The following is a 15704-nucleotide window of genomic DNA, read 5'->3' as shown; positions in this document are numbered from 1 at the left end:
AAAAGGGCACAATAACTGTGCCCCATAAATAGACTAGTTTAAACTGTCATAATCTCTTTTGTCTTAGCCTCAACAGCTTTATCTACCTCAGCGATGAACTTGTCAGTCATCTTTTGGCACTTATCCTCAAGGTCCTTTATCTCATCCTCAGAAACGCCTTCATCCTTTGAATGCTTCTTTAACTGGTCAATAGCATCTCTACGAATGTTACGAATAGCAACCTTTGCATCTTCACCATGCTTTTTAACGTCCTTGGCAATTTCCTTACGACGTTCTTCTGTAAGCTCTGGGAAAACTAAACGAATAAGCTTACCATCGTTTGTAGGATTGATACCAATATCAGACATATTAATCGCCTTTTCAATCTCCTTAACCAATGATGGCTCCCAAGGCTGAATCTGAATAAGTCTAGGCTCTGGAACAGAGATATTTGCAACCTGCTGAAGTGGAGTTGGAGCTCCATAATAATCAACAGTAATCTTGTCAAGAATATGTGGATTAGCTCTACCTGCTCGAATAGTAGTAAACTCGCTTTCGAGATTGTTGAAGCTCTTTGTCATTTTCTCCTCGTAAGTTGAAAGTATATTATCCATTAATCCTCCTTAACACACACAACTGTGCCATTAAATTTGCCTGAAATTGCTTTTACTATAGAATCCTCTTCATTAAGAGAGAATACATACATTGGCATCTGCTGCTCCATTGCGATAACTGAAGCAGTCATATCAACAACCTGAAGCTTTTTGTCGATAACTTCCTGAATGCTAATCTTATCATAGCGCTTTGCATCAGGATTCTTAGCTGGGTCACTGTCATATACACCATCAATTGACTTAGCAAGAAGGATAACATCTGCTTCGATTTCTACTGCACGAAGTACTGTAGCTGTATCTGTTGAAAAATATGGATGACCTGTACCACCGGCAAAGAATACAACCATTCCTCTCTCGAAATACTTGTTTGCTCTATCCTTAGAATAAAGCTTTGAGCAATTGCCACACTCAAAAGGTGTAAGCACTGATGTGCGCATGCCTGCTGCTCTGAAAATTTCAGATACATAGATACAGTTCATAACTGTAGCAAGCATTCCAATCTGGTCTGCTTTTGTACGATCAATATTTTCTGATGAACGACCTCTCCAGAAATTGCCGCCGCCGATAACGACACCAACCTGAACGCCATCATCTACAAGCTTCTTAACTTGCTTTGCTACCATCATACATGTAGCTTCGTCAAAACCAAACCCCTTATCACCTGAAAGTGCTTCTCCACTAAGCTTAAGTAATACTCTCTTCATTTTTGTAATAATCCTTTATCTATTAGATTGCGAATACGCTGTTTACATCAACATCTGAGTAGCTCTGTGAGCAGAAGCCTTCGATAACAGCGCCATTGTTAATCTGTACTGAACGAGACTTGATGTTACCCATAACAACTGCTGATGTATCAACAACTACAGGACCATTAACATCGATATCACCCTTTACAGCGCCTGCGATAACTGCAGATGTAGCTGTAATGTTACCAATGATAACAGAACCAACGCCAACCTTTGCTGTACCTGTTGTAACTACTTCGCCTTCGATCTTTGCAGCATCAGCGAAGAACTCTGAAGATGATGAGTTACCATTAACCTTACCTGTAACAACAAGCTTGCCATTACATGCAACATCTCCTACAATCTCTCCCTGTACTTCGATAGAACCGATTGATTCTACATTACCTGTAACCTTCATTCCTGCTGTAATAACTGCGTTCTCATCTGCAACTGCTTTGTTAGTATCAGCAGCATTTCCCATAACATCCATTGTTCTTGGTGCCTCCATCTTTGTTTCTTTCTTTGTCTCTGAGAAGAATGATTTTTTCTCCTCAACTGGCTCTGTAGTAACAGGAGCCTCTGCCTGCTTTTCAGCTGGTGTTTCAACCTTTTTAGTGACTTGCTCTAAAAGACCATCAAGCTTGTTAAGCTCAGACTCAACGTCAATATCGCCATCTAAGGTATTAACCATAACTTCTTCTGTAGATGTCTCTTCAGCGCCAGCCATTTCGTCTAAAGCGTCATTAAAATCCTCTTTGAAATCCTTAAAAAAGCCCATTACAATTCCTCCATAACATATTATTGTACAACGTTTACGTGCTGTATAACGGTTGTTTCATCTGTGATTGGTAAAATCATGGCCCCCTGCTCTTGTAAAGATTCAATCAATCCAGGTAAAGCCTCAACTGTCGCATTTTTATTAGAAGCATCATGCAACAATACTACAGACGTTTTGTATTTTACCACATCCTTCATTACATTATCAATAAGCTGTTCTGTTGTAAACGCAGAAGATGTAGCATCTCCCGATGCAACATTCCAATCATAATAAACAACGCCCTGATTATTTAAATAATTAATGAAAGTAGACATGCTCGTAGTGCTGACCTTATTACTGCTTCCACCTGGAAAACGGTAATATTTTGTGTCAACACCTGTAGTTTCTAAAATTAAATTATGAATTTTGTTATAATCCTGAGCAAAAGCATCCTCAGATGCATATATCTCACCAAAATTGTGACTATATGAGTGCATACCTATGGTATGTCCTTCATCTACGATGCGTTTGTATTGTTCACCGTAAAGCTCTAAATCCTTGCCACAAACAAAGAATGTAGCCTTTACATTATAATCGTCTAAAATATCTAATATTTGATCAGTGTTGCTACTAGGGCCATCATCGAATGTCAAATATACCATGGGTATATCACCCTCTTCAGCAATATTATCAACGTTATCGACTTGGTAGACATCATCCAAAATACTGTCATCCACCATCTCACTTTCATTTTCTACATCAGTAGTAACATAAACCTGATTAGCAAGATTATCCAACTGTCTCTGTAAAGAGAAAACTTCAAAAAGAAGGAAGCCCATTACAGTAATTGTAAGTAGCATAAATACTAAAACAGTAGTGACAATAAATTTTTTCATCCTGGCTACGCGTCTGCGCTTTGCCCTTTGTCTCTCAAGCCCCTCAAATGAACTCTCCAAAACAAAATCCTCCCCATAAAAATTTCTCTTTTATTTTATCACAACGATTTCTCAATATAAAGGGGGTAAAAAATAAAGAGCCCACTAAATGTGGACTCTTTAATGAAAACAAAATTATAACTGAGCTGCAACCTCTGCTGCGAAATCCTCAACCTTCTTCTCAAGACCTTCGCCTGTTTCAAAACGAACGAATCTCTTGATGCTGAGCTCAGAACCTGTCTCCTTAGAAACCTGCTCTAAGTACTTAGCAACTGTCTGCTTTCCATCCTCAGCCTTAACGTATACCTGATCAAGTAAGCAGATTTCCTTAAGTTCCTTAGATACACGACCTTCGATCATGCCATTGATAACCTTCTCAGGCTTCTGTGACTCCTTAGGATCGTTCATAATCTGAGCAAGAAGGATTTCCTTCTCGTGAGCAATGTAATCAGCTGATACTTCATCACGGCTAACATACTTAGGATTAAGAGCTGCAATCTGCATAGCAATATTTGTAGCTGCTTCCTTAGCTGCGTCGCTCTCAGCGCCAGCCATATCAACGATAACGCCGATACGTCCACCACCGTGTGTGTAAGAAACAACGAATCCGTCAGATACTACCTTTTCAAAACGACGAAGTGAAAGCTTCTCGCCGATTGTAGCAACCATCTCTACGTGTACGTCGTTAACTGTCTTTGATGAATCCTCTGCCCATGGCTGAGCAAGTAACTCATCGATTGTAGTAACATCAGACTTAAGAATCTGGTTTGCAACCTTCTCTACATATGTCTGGAACTTCTCGTTCTTAGCAACGAAATCTGTCTCTGAGTTAACCTCAAGAACAACAGCTGTATTGCCTTCAACTACAACTTTGCAAATACCCTCTGCAGCGATACGAGATGCTTTCTTTTCAGCCTTTGCAGCACCGTTCTTACGAAGGAGTTCGAAAGCTGCATCCATATCACCATCGCACTCAGTGAGTGCCTTCTTACAATCCATCATACCTGCGCCAGACTGCTCGCGAAGGTCTTTTACCATTGCTGCTGTAATAGCTGCCATAATTATGCCTCCTCTTCTGCTTCTGCTGACTCCTCAGCAACCTCGTTCATTTCACCCTGCTTTGCTTCGATAACAGCATCTGCCATCTTAGCAACGATAAGCTTAACTGCACGGATAGCATCGTCGTTACCTGGGATAACGTAATCAAGCTCATCTGGATCACAGTTAGTATCGCAAACACCTACAAGTGGAATACCAAGTGCGTGTGCTTCCTGGATACAAATGTGCTCCTTCTTAGGATCAATAACAAAAATAGCATCTGGAATACGGTTCATTTCCTTGATACCGCCGAGAACCTTTGTAAGCTTCTCCTGCTCCTTCTTGAGCTGAGTAACTTCCTTCTTTGGAAGAAGGTCAAATGTTCCGTCTGCTTCCATCTTCTCGATTTCCTTAAGACGTGCAATTCTTGTCTGAACTGTCTTAAAGTTTGTAAGCATACCACCGAGCCATCTCTCGTTTACATAGAACATACCGCAACGCTCTGCCTCTGTAGCGATAGCATCCTGAGCCTGCTTCTTTGTACCTACGAAAAGGATTGTACCACCCTGCTGTGCGATGTCGAAGATAACATCGTAAGCATCGTCTACCATACCTACAGACTTCTGAAGGTCGATAATGTGGATACCATTACGCTCTGTGTAGATGTAAGGAGCCATCTTAGGGTTCCATCTACGTGTCTGATGTCCAAAGTGAACACCTGCCTCGAGTAACTGCTTCATTGAAATAACACTCATTTTAATACCTCCTGGTTTGTTTCTTCCGCATAATTCCTCCTGACAACCACCCCGCCTACTGTAGGTTGGGAACCAATGTCAGTCCTTATGCGTGTATTTTCAACAGCTCTAAAAGTTTACCATAAATAAACCCACCATGCAACACCTAATATAAGGTGTTACTCGGTGGGTGGTGTAGTTGTTCTATGGTCTTTATTAACAAGTAAAACTATTATGTCGTCATATGTACTATCTGTTCTTACATAAAATGTACCAGATTGAATTCTATTATCAACGCCTAGTGTATTCATGTAATCGTTGAATTCTGAAGCAGAATCAACAAGTCCTGCACTATAAAGATTTGCTGCAACCGTATCAGATGATTCGCCACTGTTTACAGTAAAAGGAATGTATTTGACGGTAGTCTCAGAGCTTTCCACAACAGGCTCATTTTCAACCTCAGATTCTTCTGTAGACTCTTCTGCGATCTCTTCTTCTGTTGATTGTGCTTCTGAGTTTGCATCTTCAGGTTCTTCAGTAGCTTCTTCTTGATTTTCTTGATTTTCTTGTTCTTCAGAATCATCTTCTGGCATAACCATGCCAAGCTCTGTTGCCTTTTCGATTATTTCTTCATCAGTCATTTCCTTTGAAGAAATACCCGTACTACCAAAGTAAAAACTAATAGTAAGCAAAAGTGTCGCGAATAATACACCTATGCCTATACCTCTCATGTAATATTTCAGTTTCATTATTTGCCCTCCTGATATAATCCGAGAACAAACTTAACTTCTCCCAAGCCTCTACCCAGCTTTTTAGCAATTTCTACTTCGCTAAGACCTTCGTCATGAAGCGTTAATATTTCAAGATTGTCATTTTGCTTTGGACGAACTGTTTCATCTGCAAATTTTTCAGCTAAGGCTTCTGTAAATGATACAGGTTCACTTGGCTTAGCCTCCGTAGTTTTAGACTCAAACTCGATTTTAGCCTGCTCTAGCTTTTGCTTTTCTTCAGCTATTTCGATTTCTCTATCTCTAAGCAAATCAAGCTTCTTAGCAATGGAAGAATCCAAGGCAACAAGCGTATCCTCCAAGTCCGAAAGCTTTTTTGTCATATCTACTGCATCCTGCTGTTTTTCATTAAGCATCGAATACATGAATGTGACTTCTTTATGGGACTTATCAACAGATTCCAAAACAGTATCTGAATACTGAGAGATTTGCATAATCTTCTCATTTGTTTCTTTATCTGTTTTGCGGTCCATTTCTTCCATAGCTTCATCGATAGTAACGGAAAGCTTATCTTCCATTTCTACCTTAGCATCAGCCATTTTGTCTTTTATGATTTCTTCTATTTGCTCTTTTGTAAGCTTTTGAAGATTTTCTTTGTCTTTGCTTGATAACTTTTCAGACACAAAAAAACTCCCAATACAAAAGGCTAAGCCTATGATCAGGAGTGTAATTTCAAGAACTGTCATCTTAGTCCCCCTACGTTAAACTCTCATATCAAATGAAGGTGTGGGTTTCTCAGAGATTTTGCCGTCACCTTCTAGCTTTTCTTCTTGTTTAATCTTAGAGGGTTTGCGTTTTTTATTTCCTTCATAACCTTTGCCATTGCCTTCACGGTCATATTTATCCTCAGTACGCTTTGCGTTGTATAAATCATTGACCTGTTTGGCTTGCTGCTCCTGCTTTTTTTCGACAGTGGCTGTCAAAACTTCCTGCTGAAGCATTGGCTTTTGATCCTCATTAGCCTTAGTATTGCTAATTTCGTTGGTATTTTGGATCATTCCATTAAAATTAATAGGACTAATTGACATAACATTCCCTCCCTATGGAATACCATACAATTAAACTGCCAACACTATTTTATTAATATTCCCATATATTCTCCAAGTGAGCCTCTCATCTTTTGAAGAGCCTTGGTATGGAGTTGTGAAACTCTTGATTCAGAAACCTCAAGAGCTGCACTTATTTCTTTTAAAGTCATATCCTCATAATAATATAAAAGAATGACTTGTTTTTCTTTTTCTGTAAGTTTATCTAATGCCTCTTGTAACTTTTGAGTAAGTTCTTGCTTAGAAATGTTGTCTTCTGGCTGAATGAAATGAGAATTGTGTTCTGCTTCCATAACTGGTTCATTTCCAGCTTCAACAAATTCATTCAACGAAACAACATTAGTAACGTTAAGCTGTGATTGCCATTTCAAAAATTCATCAGAAGATATATTTAATTCTGCTGCGACTTCCTCGTCCGAAGCACTATGTCCAGTGCGAGCTTCAATAGTCTTGATTGCATCATCAATCATGCGCTGACGCTGTCTGATTGTACGTGGAATCCAATCCATTTTACGGATTTGATCCAAAATCGATCCTCTGATGCGAAGACTTGCATATGTTTCGAATTTAACATCCTTAGCTAAATCAAACTTATCAATCGCATCAATGAGGCCAAAGATACCATAGCTGCATAAATCCTCGTATTCAACGGTGTTACCCAAGTACATACAAAGACGTCCTGCAACAATTTTAACAAGCGATGCATATTCAAGTATTAACTGCTCTCTAAGCTCTGGGGATGGGCTAACCTTATATTTGTCCCAAAGCTTTTCCTTGTCAGCTGCCTTCATTTATGCCCCCTTTAGTAACGTTTAATCAGAATTATTTAGCCTTCCTCTGATTCTAACGAGTTGTCTTCTGTGGTGTCAATTTCTTCTGTTTGCCCAATATCCTCACCATCTGGAACTATGTTTTCCAATTGGTCATCAATAGAAGCCGGTGGCTCTAATGTTTTGAAGGAATAATCAAGCACCATTTTAATGATAGTTCCCATTACTAAAAAAACGGCAACTACAATAACTAAACGGCTAAGGAAAACTGAAAAACCAGCCCTTTGAACAATCGAAACCACACAAGATATAAGCGCTGCTGCTAGTGTAATTATTATAGGAATAGGCTTAGTATTCATTTGTTCCTCCAACCACTCATTATATATTTTAAATAATCTTAAGCTCTTTGCCAACTGCTTTTATATAGTACTCTCCAGTTTCACTATAGATTTCAACTGTACGACCATAGTTTAAACCGCAGTCTTCTGCAACAAGCCTAACTCCAAGCTCCTTCAGCTTCGCTCTGGAAGCCTCTGCATTTCTCTCCCCGACATTTATGCCAGCAGCGGACGCGCCAGGCATTTCAAACATCTTAGCGCCCCCTGCTATTTTTGCTACTAGCTTCATTTTGTTTGCCCCAGCTTTAAGCATGTCATCATAAAGCTTCTGTATGCCTGTATCAGCAAACTTCGCAATATTAGAATTATTACGAATAGCTGTACTATCAGGCAACATTATATGTGCCAAGCCAGTAATCTTTGTAGATGGATCATATAATGCAATTCCAATACACGAACCGAGACCAATAGTAGTCAGTGCATCCGGAGCTTTACATATTTTTAGATCGGCCATGCCGACTTTAATCATCTGCCCCATACTCTCACTCTCCTTAGATTGGTACACCAAGTGCCGTTAATATTTTTGCATAAGAATCTTCTTCTGGCATCAAAATAAAATGCCCCTTGATTCCCAAATCATCAGAGAATTCAGTATTGATCATCAGTGCATTATCTCCGAATATACCAAATTGTACTGCAGGCACAGAAAGAATAGCTGCTGCCATATCAACTGCTACAAATGGTACTGAAGGAACTATTGTAAGATTTGTAAGTCCTGAAAGTGCGGACAAATACGATCCTGCAATAATGTTTCCGATTTCCTTTATTGCTGATAAATCCATTTCATCAAATGGCTCAGAATAGCTATCATCTCTCATCATAAGCTTATTAACAATATGGTGAGCTGAAGCCATATCCATAAGGAACATCATAGAACCATCGATATCCTGTTCAACACCAAGCATAATGCCTACTATAATTTCGTCCTCTGCTCCAATCGCTGAGCCTAAATCCTCAACAGGCAAAAAAGCCACTTCTGGAACGCTCATGTCGATTCTAAGGCCAAGCATATTGGCGATGGCAGTTGTTGCATTGCCAGCGCCAATATTACCTATTTCCTTGAGGACATCAAAATATTTAGAATTAACCTCATCTAGTGTGAGCATACTTACCTCCCTTTAAGAAGCATCGTTCTCCCCTATTATTGAGCTAATTTCAAAAATAGAAATAAGCTCATCACCATTCTTTCCAACACCATTAATAAATGAGTTCTTGCTCTTAAGTGTAGAAGATGGTGCTTCAATATCGTCCTCAGATAATGAGAGAACTTCCTTAACTTCGTCTACAATAACACCCATTAATCCGCCGCCATCAAGTTTAAGGATAATAATTCTAGATGCATCTGTAAACTCATCATCATCAAGATTCATTCTTCTACGAAGGCTCATAACCGGAACAACTTCGCCTCGAAGATTGATAACTCCTCTGTAGTAAGAAGGAGCCTTTGGAACTCTTGTAATTTTACTCATACGAACAATGTTATCAATAAAGGAAATGTCGATACCATAATGCTCGCCGCCTATTTTTACTACAATGTATTGCTTTTTTTCTTTTTCAACTACATCATACATAGCTAAATCTGACATGGTCTAACCTCCTATTAAATAACTGCATTGACATCAAGAATCATAGCGATTTCACCATCACCAAGGATTGTAGCACCGCTGATGAGCTTATTGTTGTCAAGCTTACCAAGTGACTTAATAACGATTTCTAACTGGCCAATAAGGTTGTCAACGATAATACCACCAAGAGTATCACCCTTCTTACAAATAACAACTGTCATTGTATCTTCGTCGCTTTCCTTTGGCTCAAAATCAAGAATGTTATCCAAGTGGATAAGAGGAATAACCTGTCCTCTAAGGTGAATAACCTCCTTAGATTCAACGTACTTGATTTCAGACTTAGGTATATTTTCAATGTTCATAATAGAAGCAAGTGCGATTGCATATTTTTCATCTCTGATTTCAACCATCAGTGCCTGAATAATAGCAAGTGTAAGTGGAAGTCTAACTGTGAAGGTAGAACCTTCGCCAAGTACAGACTTAACAGATACATCACCGCCAAGTGCTTCGATATTACTCTTAACAACGTCAAGACCTACGCCTCGACCAGAGATATCTGTAATCTGCTTTGCCATAGAGAATGAAGGCATAAACAAGAAGTCGATAATCTCTTTCTGAGAAAGGTTCTCAGCTTCTTCTGGTGTAACAAGACCTCGCTCTACAGCCTTATCACGAACCTTGTCAGTATTGATACCGCCACCATCATCACCAACTTCGATGATAACGTTGTTGCCCTCCTGGAAAGCGTTAAGGAAAATTGTTCCCTTTTCTGGCTTGCCAGCTGCACGTCTATCTTCTGGAGACTCAATACCATGGTCAGCAGAGTTACGAAGTAAATGCTGAAGTGGATCACCAAGCTGATCAACAACAGTTCTATCAAGCTCTGTGTCCTCACCAGTCATAACGAGCTCCATTGGCTTGTTAAGTTTTCTATCGAGGTCACGAATCATTCGAGGGAATTTAGCAACTACTGATTCGATTGGAACCATTCGAACCTTCATAACTGACTCGTGAAGGTTTGTTGTAATTCTCTCAAGATATTCGATATTTTCATGTAATGTCTGGCCATCAATTTCACCAGATGCATTACTCTGTGAAGCAAGTGAGTTCTTTGCAATAATAAGCTCGGATACCTGATTCATCAAAGCATCAAGCTTTTCAATATCTACACGAATTGTACGTGAAGTAACTGGCTTATTAGCTGGCTGATTCTTGCCGCCTGACTTAGCTGCAGATGCTGCTGGCTTAGCAGCTGGCGCTGGTGCCGCTGGAGTTGCAGGTGCTGCTGCCGCTGCTGGCGCTGCTTCTGCTGGTGCTGTCTCCTCTTCCTTCTTTTCGTACATTTCTGGTGTTACCTTTTCGGCCTCTACTGATTCAATTTCTGAAACAGCCTTAACAGCTTCAAGAATTGGATCTAATTCTGCTTCTGTAGATAAGATAAATGAGAAGTCAAACTCAAATTTCTCATCTTCAATATCTGATGAGCTAGGATCAAAGGCCATAATTGTACCAAACTCTTCTACTGCTTTGAAAACAAGGAATGCTCTGGCTGCCTTAAGTAAGCACTCTTTATTGATATGAATTGTAAATCCATATAACTGTTTTTCACCTTTTAATTTTTCAATAGCCTCTGGTTCAAGCTTAATCTGCTTGAATAATGGGCCATCAGCTGAACCTGATGCTGCGTCAGCTGCTGGCTCTGCTGATTCTGTAGGAGCTGCATCTGCTGCTGGTGCTTCACCACCTTCAGCCTGTGCAAGGTAATCATTTAAAAGCTTAATAAGGGCTTCGTTTTCTTCTGTACCCTCATTAGATGTAGCTTTAACAGTATCCAAGTATGCTTCGATAGCATCCAAGCACTTGAAAAGAATATCGATAAGCGAAGAATTAACCTTTACATTATCGTTTCTTACTTCCTGGAATACGTTTTCCATATCATGGGTAAGACGCTGCATTCTCTTAAATCCCATTGTACCAGCCATACCCTTTAAAGAGTGAGCTGCACGGAAGATTTCATTAACAACATCCTTGTTCTCTGGTTCCTTTTCCAACTCCATAATATTGTCGGAAAGGCTTTGAATATGACCACTTGTTTCGTCGATAAAGATATCTAAATATTGACTTACATCCATCTTACAAACCTCCAAGTTTCTTTACTATTGAATTTGCTACTGATTTAAGTGGAACTACTTCATTTGATAATCCGCCCTGTTCCACCGCTTTCGGCATTCCATACACAACACATGTGGAAGCTTCTTGCGAAATAACGTAAGTCTTTTTGTATTGGTTCAGATATCTAATGCCCTCTGAACCATCCGCGCCCATACCTGTAAGCACAACACAAATAATCTCATCAAAACTTGATTTAGCCAATGACTGATACATTACATCTGCACAAGGCTTCAAGCTATTTACAGGTGGACTGTCATCAAGCTGACAATAAGCTGCTCGACTTCCGTCTTCGCAGATTTTCATGTGCTTACCTCCAGGAGTGATATATACAACACCTGGTTTAAAGAATTCTCCATCCTCCGCTTCTTTCACTTTGATGCCGGAGATTTGGTCGAGTCTCGCAGCAAGTGAAGCAGTAAAGCCTTCTGGCATATGCTGAACCAGAACAAGCGGTACAGATAGATTTGAAGGAAGCATTGGCACAAAAGTATGAAGTGCCTGTGGACCTCCTGTAGAACAAGCCAAAGCTATAATCTTTTTGGTTCTAACTCCGGTGCCCTTTGGTACTGTCGTTTTGTCATTAGACACTGGCTTTGCTATAGGCTGGGCTTTTGTTTCTGGTGTATTGGTTTGCGCACTACCAACTCCCCTTGTCTCTGCAAGCCTACTACGAACTCCTGCAAGCCTTTCAACAGTATTCCTTCTTGATTCTCCAATAGCTTGGGTAGCTGATGTGAACCCAGTCTTTGAAGATGATGGTTTGAAAGCTCTAGATTTAATAACATTGTGTAGAGATTCTACTAATTGTTTGCCAAAGATTTCTCTTGTCTCACCACTAGAACGAATAGGCTTAACTACAAAATCTAAAGCACCATATTCCATAGCTTTCATCGTGCTGTCAGCATCTTCTTTCAAAGAAGAGCTAATAAGAACTGCATTGCATGGTACTTTTTCATTGTAAAGCCTCTCAAGTAGTGCAACACCTGGAAGCTTTGGCAATACCATATCCAGCACAACCAAATCGTAAGAATTGTTCTTTATTTTGTTGTAAGCGTCCTCGCCGTCTGCACTAACGTCGATTACACGAAAATCATTATCCGCATTTATAATATCACAGATAATCCTTCTCATGAGTGCAGAGTCATCAACAACTAAAATCTTATACATTCTTTACCCCTGATCTTTTTTTCTTAAACGTCGGTCTTCGTCAAAAATGTACTTTATAATAGTCTCCCTATCTTCTGGCTCTTTGAACAAAAATTCTATACGATGTTCGTATATACCAGAATCGCCTTTTATTTCGGTTTTGATGCGTCTTGCTATAACATTAATTGTTTGGTCTATCGTGCGAGTCTTGAGTTTAAAAGACACATACATATATCTATCAGTATTTATATCGGTCTTTGCACTGATTTTCGCTCCACCGCCGCTTAAATCAAGTATATTACCTGATACTGGAGCTCCATATGTATTACCGTATTTTTCCAAATCATCTTCTACTAAAGCCATGTTTGGAAGAATTGCCACATCCTGAGGTATTGGTAATACCTTTACAGGAATTAAGCATTGAAATCTGAAATAATCACGTCTTTGAACCTTTGAAAGCTTAGTACTAGGAACAAAAACATATACTGGAAAGTTTTCGAGCCTACCACGCTTTGTAATTTCACCAGAAAGCTGAAACAGTCCTTTTTTTGTATTGAAAACTGCATTAAAAGGAACATTCATAGGTATAGTAACGGTACGTCCCTTTCGTGTAGGAATATGAAATATTATTTCTCCTTTTTTGGTTACGCCAAAAACGCTTGAGATATAAATACTTCGATCCTCTTCGATATTGTTTTCAACGTCAGAATTTGTGCTGGCAATTGAAAATTCAATAGGTGTGCCAGGTCTTAGATCTATAATTTCCATAAGCTATGCCCTATCCTTCAATAAAGAATTAAATATATGAGAAACACCCCATCTAAAATGAGTGCTATCATCTTTTTTCAATAGCTTTGCAGCCAATGATTCAAAATTTTTTGTAGCTCTTGAAGATGGATATTCAAGAGATACAACCTTTTGATTTCTAACAGCCTTCTCCAGCTGATTATCATAAGGCACATATCCTAAATAATCCAAATCTCCCCCCAGGAACTTTTGAACCACTGAACGCAATTTGGTATAGACTGCATTTGCCTCAGCTTCACTTTCTACTTTATTTGCAACCAAATGAACATTGGTGCCTTCCTTTGAATACTTTGGACTCTTGTAGAGGGCCTTCATCAAAGAATAAGAGTCTGTAAGTGAGCTTGGTTCTGGTGTAGATACTAAAACCACTTCCGGGGATGCAAGAACAAATTCTAGAACTTGATCTGAAACCCCCGCACCTGTATCTATTATAAGAATATCACATAAATCATTTAAAAGAGATAGGTTGTGGACTAAAAACGCAATTTGTTCACGATTTAGGTTGTTTAGCCCCACAACTCCTGAACCTCCTGATACAAAACCAATCCCCATTGGGCCTGTAGTTATAATGTCTCGGATGCTCATTCCCTTGAAAATTACATCTGATAGATTGTAATTAGGCAAGGTTCCAAACATAACCTCCACATTTGCAAGGCCAAAGTCTGCATCAAGAATGATTACTCTCTTACCCATACGCGTAAAGTGAACCGCCAGATTAACTGCCATATTGGACTTGCCAACGCCACCTTTTCCAGATGTGATGGTAATAACCTTGGTTCGTTCTACGCTTCGTATATTTTGGGCTTTTATAACGTTTCGTAAATTTTCAGCTTGATCCATTTAATTTCCTCCCAATAACTGTTTTACCAGCTTCTGGGTGTTAAGGATTTCAATGTCGTCTGGTACATTTTGTCCTACAGTAATATATGATAACTGAGCCTTTGTATATTGTTTCAAATTGAAAATATTGCCAAGGCATTTTGTTTCGTCAAGCTTAGTAAAAATCAAGTTAAAATCAGCAAATTCCATGTAGGAATCAGCAATATCAATTAAATCTCTATGTTTTGTAGTAGCTGAAAGCACAAGATAAACTTCAGTGTCATAAAATCCATCAAGGGCATTTATAAGTTTCTTGGTATCCTGTCGCTGCTCTTCATTTTTATGAGAAAAACCAATTGTATCAACAAGAATTACATCTAAATCCTCGTATTCTCTGCTCTGTTTTTTTACTGTATCAAGAAGCTCATCTGCAGAGTAAATGACATTTAATGGAACCCCAAGAATATTTGCATAAGTCTGAAGCTGATTTGCTGCAGCCATACGATATGTATCGGCTGTGATAAGTCCAACCTTTTTGCCTTCTTCTACCTTGAACTTTGAAGCAATTTTAGCAATTGTTGTAGTCTTTCCTACACCTGTAGGTCCAATAAAGAACACAACCTTCGGCCTTCTCTCTCCCGGTTCAATCTTTGTTGGGGTACCAAGTTTTAAAACCATTTTTTGGTACACATTTGAAAGCAAATTATCTAAAGAATGGCTGGTTTGTAAAACCTTATCCATATCCTCTAAGACTTGGTTGATGTATTTTTCCTGAACTTCATTTTCAAGAAGAACATTGTAAAGCATCTTTACAAATACATGATTATCACCATCAATAGATGGCTTTGAATTGCCATGTTTTACTTGGATGCTATCATCAAAGTCATTAGTTACGGTGCGCTGTGGAGCCTCCTTTTTAACGGTAGGCTGAGGAACTGGTTCGCTATAAGTAGGTGCCGCCGGCTTTGGTTGTGGTTGCACTGGACGTGCTCCTACCGGCTTAGAATATGTAGGCTCAAAAACCTGTGCTCTAGGAGCTGTATCAAAAAGAGGCTCAAAGTCTTTGTTTGTAGCATCCTGCTTTTCGAGAACTTCGTTTACAGCAGAAAATGCATCCTTTAGTTTGATAGCATCATCAGCTACAGCCTCAAAGGTGCTTGTTTTAGGCTCAGGCGCAGCTTCAGGCTGTGGTTCCTTTTGAGAAGGAACTGCAAATGCTTTTGCATCATTAGAGAATCCATCATCTTCTACAGCCGCTGTAACTTCGTATGTGTTCCCCTTAAAAAGACCACCTAGTCCCTTAGGCTTTACCACCTTTACGTTCATTATGACAGCCGCACTTCCAAGCTCCTTACGGACCTTTTCCATAGCTTCTTCTTCAGTTTTTCCCGTATACTTATTAATAGTCATT

General features: G+C 39.4%; 19 protein-coding genes. All 19 read right to left on the bottom strand.

Annotated features, from left to right (window positions below; all coding sequences use genetic code 11):
- Nucleotides 1-38 precede the first annotated feature (38 nt).
- Nucleotides 39-593: a ribosome recycling factor gene (gene frr / locus BO15_RS0108905; RefSeq protein ID WP_033154005.1), complete on the bottom strand. Its 555-nt coding sequence runs from the start codon at nucleotides 591-593 to the stop codon at nucleotides 39-41.
- Nucleotides 593-1297: a UMP kinase gene (gene pyrH, locus BO15_RS0108900; RefSeq protein ID WP_033154004.1), complete on the bottom strand. Its 705-nt coding sequence runs from the start codon at nucleotides 1295-1297 to the stop codon at nucleotides 593-595. Before pyrH ends, frr begins: the two co-directional genes overlap by 1 nt.
- A 22-nt stretch (nucleotides 1298-1319) precedes the next feature.
- Nucleotides 1320-2096 (bottom strand): polymer-forming cytoskeletal protein, encoded by a 777-nt coding sequence (locus tag BO15_RS0108895; protein WP_033154003.1) that lies wholly within the window; start codon nucleotides 2094-2096, stop codon nucleotides 1320-1322.
- Between the two features lie 20 nt (nucleotides 2097-2116).
- Nucleotides 2117-3031, bottom strand: a complete 915-nt coding sequence (locus BO15_RS0108890) for a polysaccharide deacetylase family protein (RefSeq protein ID WP_033154002.1) — start codon at nucleotides 3029-3031, stop codon at nucleotides 2117-2119.
- 114 nt (nucleotides 3032-3145) lie between these two features.
- Nucleotides 3146-4069, bottom strand: coding sequence for a translation elongation factor Ts (tsf, locus tag BO15_RS0108885; RefSeq protein ID WP_033154001.1), 924 nt, complete (start codon nucleotides 4067-4069; stop codon nucleotides 3146-3148).
- 2 nt (nucleotides 4070-4071) lie between these two features.
- On the bottom strand, nucleotides 4072-4803 hold the full coding sequence (gene rpsB, locus BO15_RS0108880; RefSeq protein WP_033154000.1) for a 30S ribosomal protein S2: 732 nt from the start codon (nucleotides 4801-4803) through the stop codon (nucleotides 4072-4074).
- A gap of 158 nt (nucleotides 4804-4961) precedes the next feature.
- Nucleotides 4962-5531: an endolytic transglycosylase MltG gene (locus tag BO15_RS0108875; RefSeq protein WP_033153999.1), complete on the bottom strand. Its 570-nt coding sequence runs from the start codon at nucleotides 5529-5531 to the stop codon at nucleotides 4962-4964.
- Nucleotides 5531-6193 carry a DUF6115 domain-containing protein gene (locus tag BO15_RS13270; RefSeq protein WP_157752333.1) on the bottom strand — a complete coding sequence of 221 codons (663 nt, stop codon included), beginning with the start codon at nucleotides 6191-6193 and terminating at the stop codon, nucleotides 5531-5533. The genes BO15_RS0108875 and BO15_RS13270 overlap by 1 nt, the downstream gene beginning before the upstream one ends.
- Before the next feature lie 78 nt (nucleotides 6194-6271).
- The gene (locus BO15_RS0108865) at nucleotides 6272-6598 is read right to left on the bottom strand and encodes a hypothetical protein (protein ID WP_033153998.1); all 327 of its coding nucleotides are present in this window, start codon (nucleotides 6596-6598) and stop codon (nucleotides 6272-6274) included.
- 44 nt (nucleotides 6599-6642) lie between these two features.
- The gene (locus tag BO15_RS0108860; protein WP_033153997.1) at nucleotides 6643-7407 is read right to left on the bottom strand and encodes a FliA/WhiG family RNA polymerase sigma factor; all 765 of its coding nucleotides are present in this window, start codon (nucleotides 7405-7407) and stop codon (nucleotides 6643-6645) included.
- Nucleotides 7408-7442: 35 nt separating this feature from the next.
- Complete coding sequence (locus tag BO15_RS0108855; RefSeq protein WP_033153996.1) at nucleotides 7443-7745, bottom strand: hypothetical protein; 303 nt, start codon at nucleotides 7743-7745, stop codon at nucleotides 7443-7445.
- A 28-nt stretch (nucleotides 7746-7773) separates the two neighbouring features.
- Entirely contained in the window at nucleotides 7774-8262 is a 489-nt protein-coding gene (locus tag BO15_RS0108850) for a chemotaxis protein CheD (protein ID WP_033153995.1), read from the bottom strand.
- 13 nt (nucleotides 8263-8275) lie between these two features.
- On the bottom strand, nucleotides 8276-8890 hold the full coding sequence (locus BO15_RS0108845; protein ID WP_033153994.1) for a chemotaxis protein CheC: 615 nt from the start codon (nucleotides 8888-8890) through the stop codon (nucleotides 8276-8278).
- Nucleotides 8891-8902: 12 nt separating this feature from the next.
- Nucleotides 8903-9370 carry a chemotaxis protein CheW gene (locus BO15_RS0108840; protein ID WP_033153993.1) on the bottom strand — a complete coding sequence of 156 codons (468 nt, stop codon included), beginning with the start codon at nucleotides 9368-9370 and terminating at the stop codon, nucleotides 8903-8905.
- A gap of 14 nt (nucleotides 9371-9384) precedes the next feature.
- On the bottom strand, nucleotides 9385-11481 hold the full coding sequence (locus BO15_RS0108835) for a chemotaxis protein CheA (RefSeq protein ID WP_033153992.1): 2097 nt from the start codon (nucleotides 11479-11481) through the stop codon (nucleotides 9385-9387).
- A gap of 1 nt (nucleotide 11482) precedes the next feature.
- Nucleotides 11483-12688, bottom strand: a complete 1206-nt coding sequence (gene cheB / locus BO15_RS0108830; protein WP_033153991.1) for a chemotaxis-specific protein-glutamate methyltransferase CheB — start codon at nucleotides 12686-12688, stop codon at nucleotides 11483-11485.
- Nucleotides 12689-12691: 3 nt separating this feature from the next.
- Nucleotides 12692-13435 carry a flagellar brake protein gene (locus BO15_RS0108825; protein ID WP_033153990.1) on the bottom strand — a complete coding sequence of 248 codons (744 nt, stop codon included), beginning with the start codon at nucleotides 13433-13435 and terminating at the stop codon, nucleotides 12692-12694.
- Between the two features lie 3 nt (nucleotides 13436-13438).
- Entirely contained in the window at nucleotides 13439-14314 is an 876-nt protein-coding gene (locus BO15_RS0108820; protein WP_033153989.1) for a MinD/ParA family protein, read from the bottom strand.
- Entirely contained in the window at nucleotides 14315-15703 is a 1389-nt protein-coding gene (flhF, locus tag BO15_RS0108815; RefSeq protein ID WP_033153988.1) for a flagellar biosynthesis protein FlhF, read from the bottom strand. It lies immediately after the preceding gene.
- Between the last annotated feature and the right edge of the window lies 1 nt (nucleotide 15704).

The organism is Pseudobutyrivibrio ruminis HUN009 (genome assembly GCF_000703005.1).
In the GTDB taxonomy this organism is placed as follows: domain Bacteria; phylum Bacillota; class Clostridia; order Lachnospirales; family Lachnospiraceae; genus Pseudobutyrivibrio; species Pseudobutyrivibrio ruminis_A.
This window is presented reverse-complemented; position numbering and strand designations above follow the sequence as displayed.

Excerpts from the sequence above, each read along its gene's own strand:
- frr (WP_033154005.1), bottom strand. The coding sequence starts at position 593 with ATGGATAATATACTTTCAACTTACGAGGAGAAAATGACAAAGAGCTTC.
- pyrH (WP_033154004.1), bottom strand. The coding sequence starts at position 1,297 with ATGAAGAGAGTATTACTTAAGCTTAGTGGAGAAGCACTTTCAGGTGAT.
- BO15_RS0108895 (WP_033154003.1), bottom strand. The coding sequence starts at position 2,096 with ATGGGCTTTTTTAAGGATTTCAAAGAGGATTTTAATGACGCTTTAGAC.
- tsf (WP_033154001.1), bottom strand. The coding sequence starts at position 4,069 with ATGGCAGCTATTACAGCAGCAATGGTAAAAGACCTTCGCGAGCAGTCT.
- rpsB (WP_033154000.1), bottom strand. The coding sequence starts at position 4,803 with ATGAGTGTTATTTCAATGAAGCAGTTACTCGAGGCAGGTGTTCACTTT.
- BO15_RS0108875 (WP_033153999.1), bottom strand. The coding sequence starts at position 5,531 with ATGAAACTGAAATATTACATGAGAGGTATAGGCATAGGTGTATTATTC.
- BO15_RS0108865 (WP_033153998.1), bottom strand. The coding sequence starts at position 6,598 with ATGTCAATTAGTCCTATTAATTTTAATGGAATGATCCAAAATACCAAC.
- BO15_RS0108860 (WP_033153997.1), bottom strand. The coding sequence starts at position 7,407 with ATGAAGGCAGCTGACAAGGAAAAGCTTTGGGACAAATATAAGGTTAGC.
- BO15_RS0108855 (WP_033153996.1), bottom strand. The coding sequence starts at position 7,745 with ATGAATACTAAGCCTATTCCTATAATAATTACACTAGCAGCAGCGCTT.
- BO15_RS0108850 (WP_033153995.1), bottom strand. The coding sequence starts at position 8,262 with ATGGGGCAGATGATTAAAGTCGGCATGGCCGATCTAAAAATATGTAAA.
- BO15_RS0108845 (WP_033153994.1), bottom strand. The coding sequence starts at position 8,890 with ATGCTCACACTAGATGAGGTTAATTCTAAATATTTTGATGTCCTCAAG.
- BO15_RS0108840 (WP_033153993.1), bottom strand. The coding sequence starts at position 9,370 with ATGTCAGATTTAGCTATGTATGATGTAGTTGAAAAAGAAAAAAAGCAA.
- BO15_RS0108835 (WP_033153992.1), bottom strand. The coding sequence starts at position 11,481 with ATGGATGTAAGTCAATATTTAGATATCTTTATCGACGAAACAAGTGGT.
- cheB (WP_033153991.1), bottom strand. The coding sequence starts at position 12,688 with ATGTATAAGATTTTAGTTGTTGATGACTCTGCACTCATGAGAAGGATT.
- BO15_RS0108825 (WP_033153990.1), bottom strand. The coding sequence starts at position 13,435 with ATGGAAATTATAGATCTAAGACCTGGCACACCTATTGAATTTTCAATT.
- BO15_RS0108820 (WP_033153989.1), bottom strand. The coding sequence starts at position 14,314 with ATGGATCAAGCTGAAAATTTACGAAACGTTATAAAAGCCCAAAATATA.
- flhF (WP_033153988.1), bottom strand. The coding sequence starts at position 15,703 with ATGACTATTAATAAGTATACGGGAAAAACTGAAGAAGAAGCTATGGAA.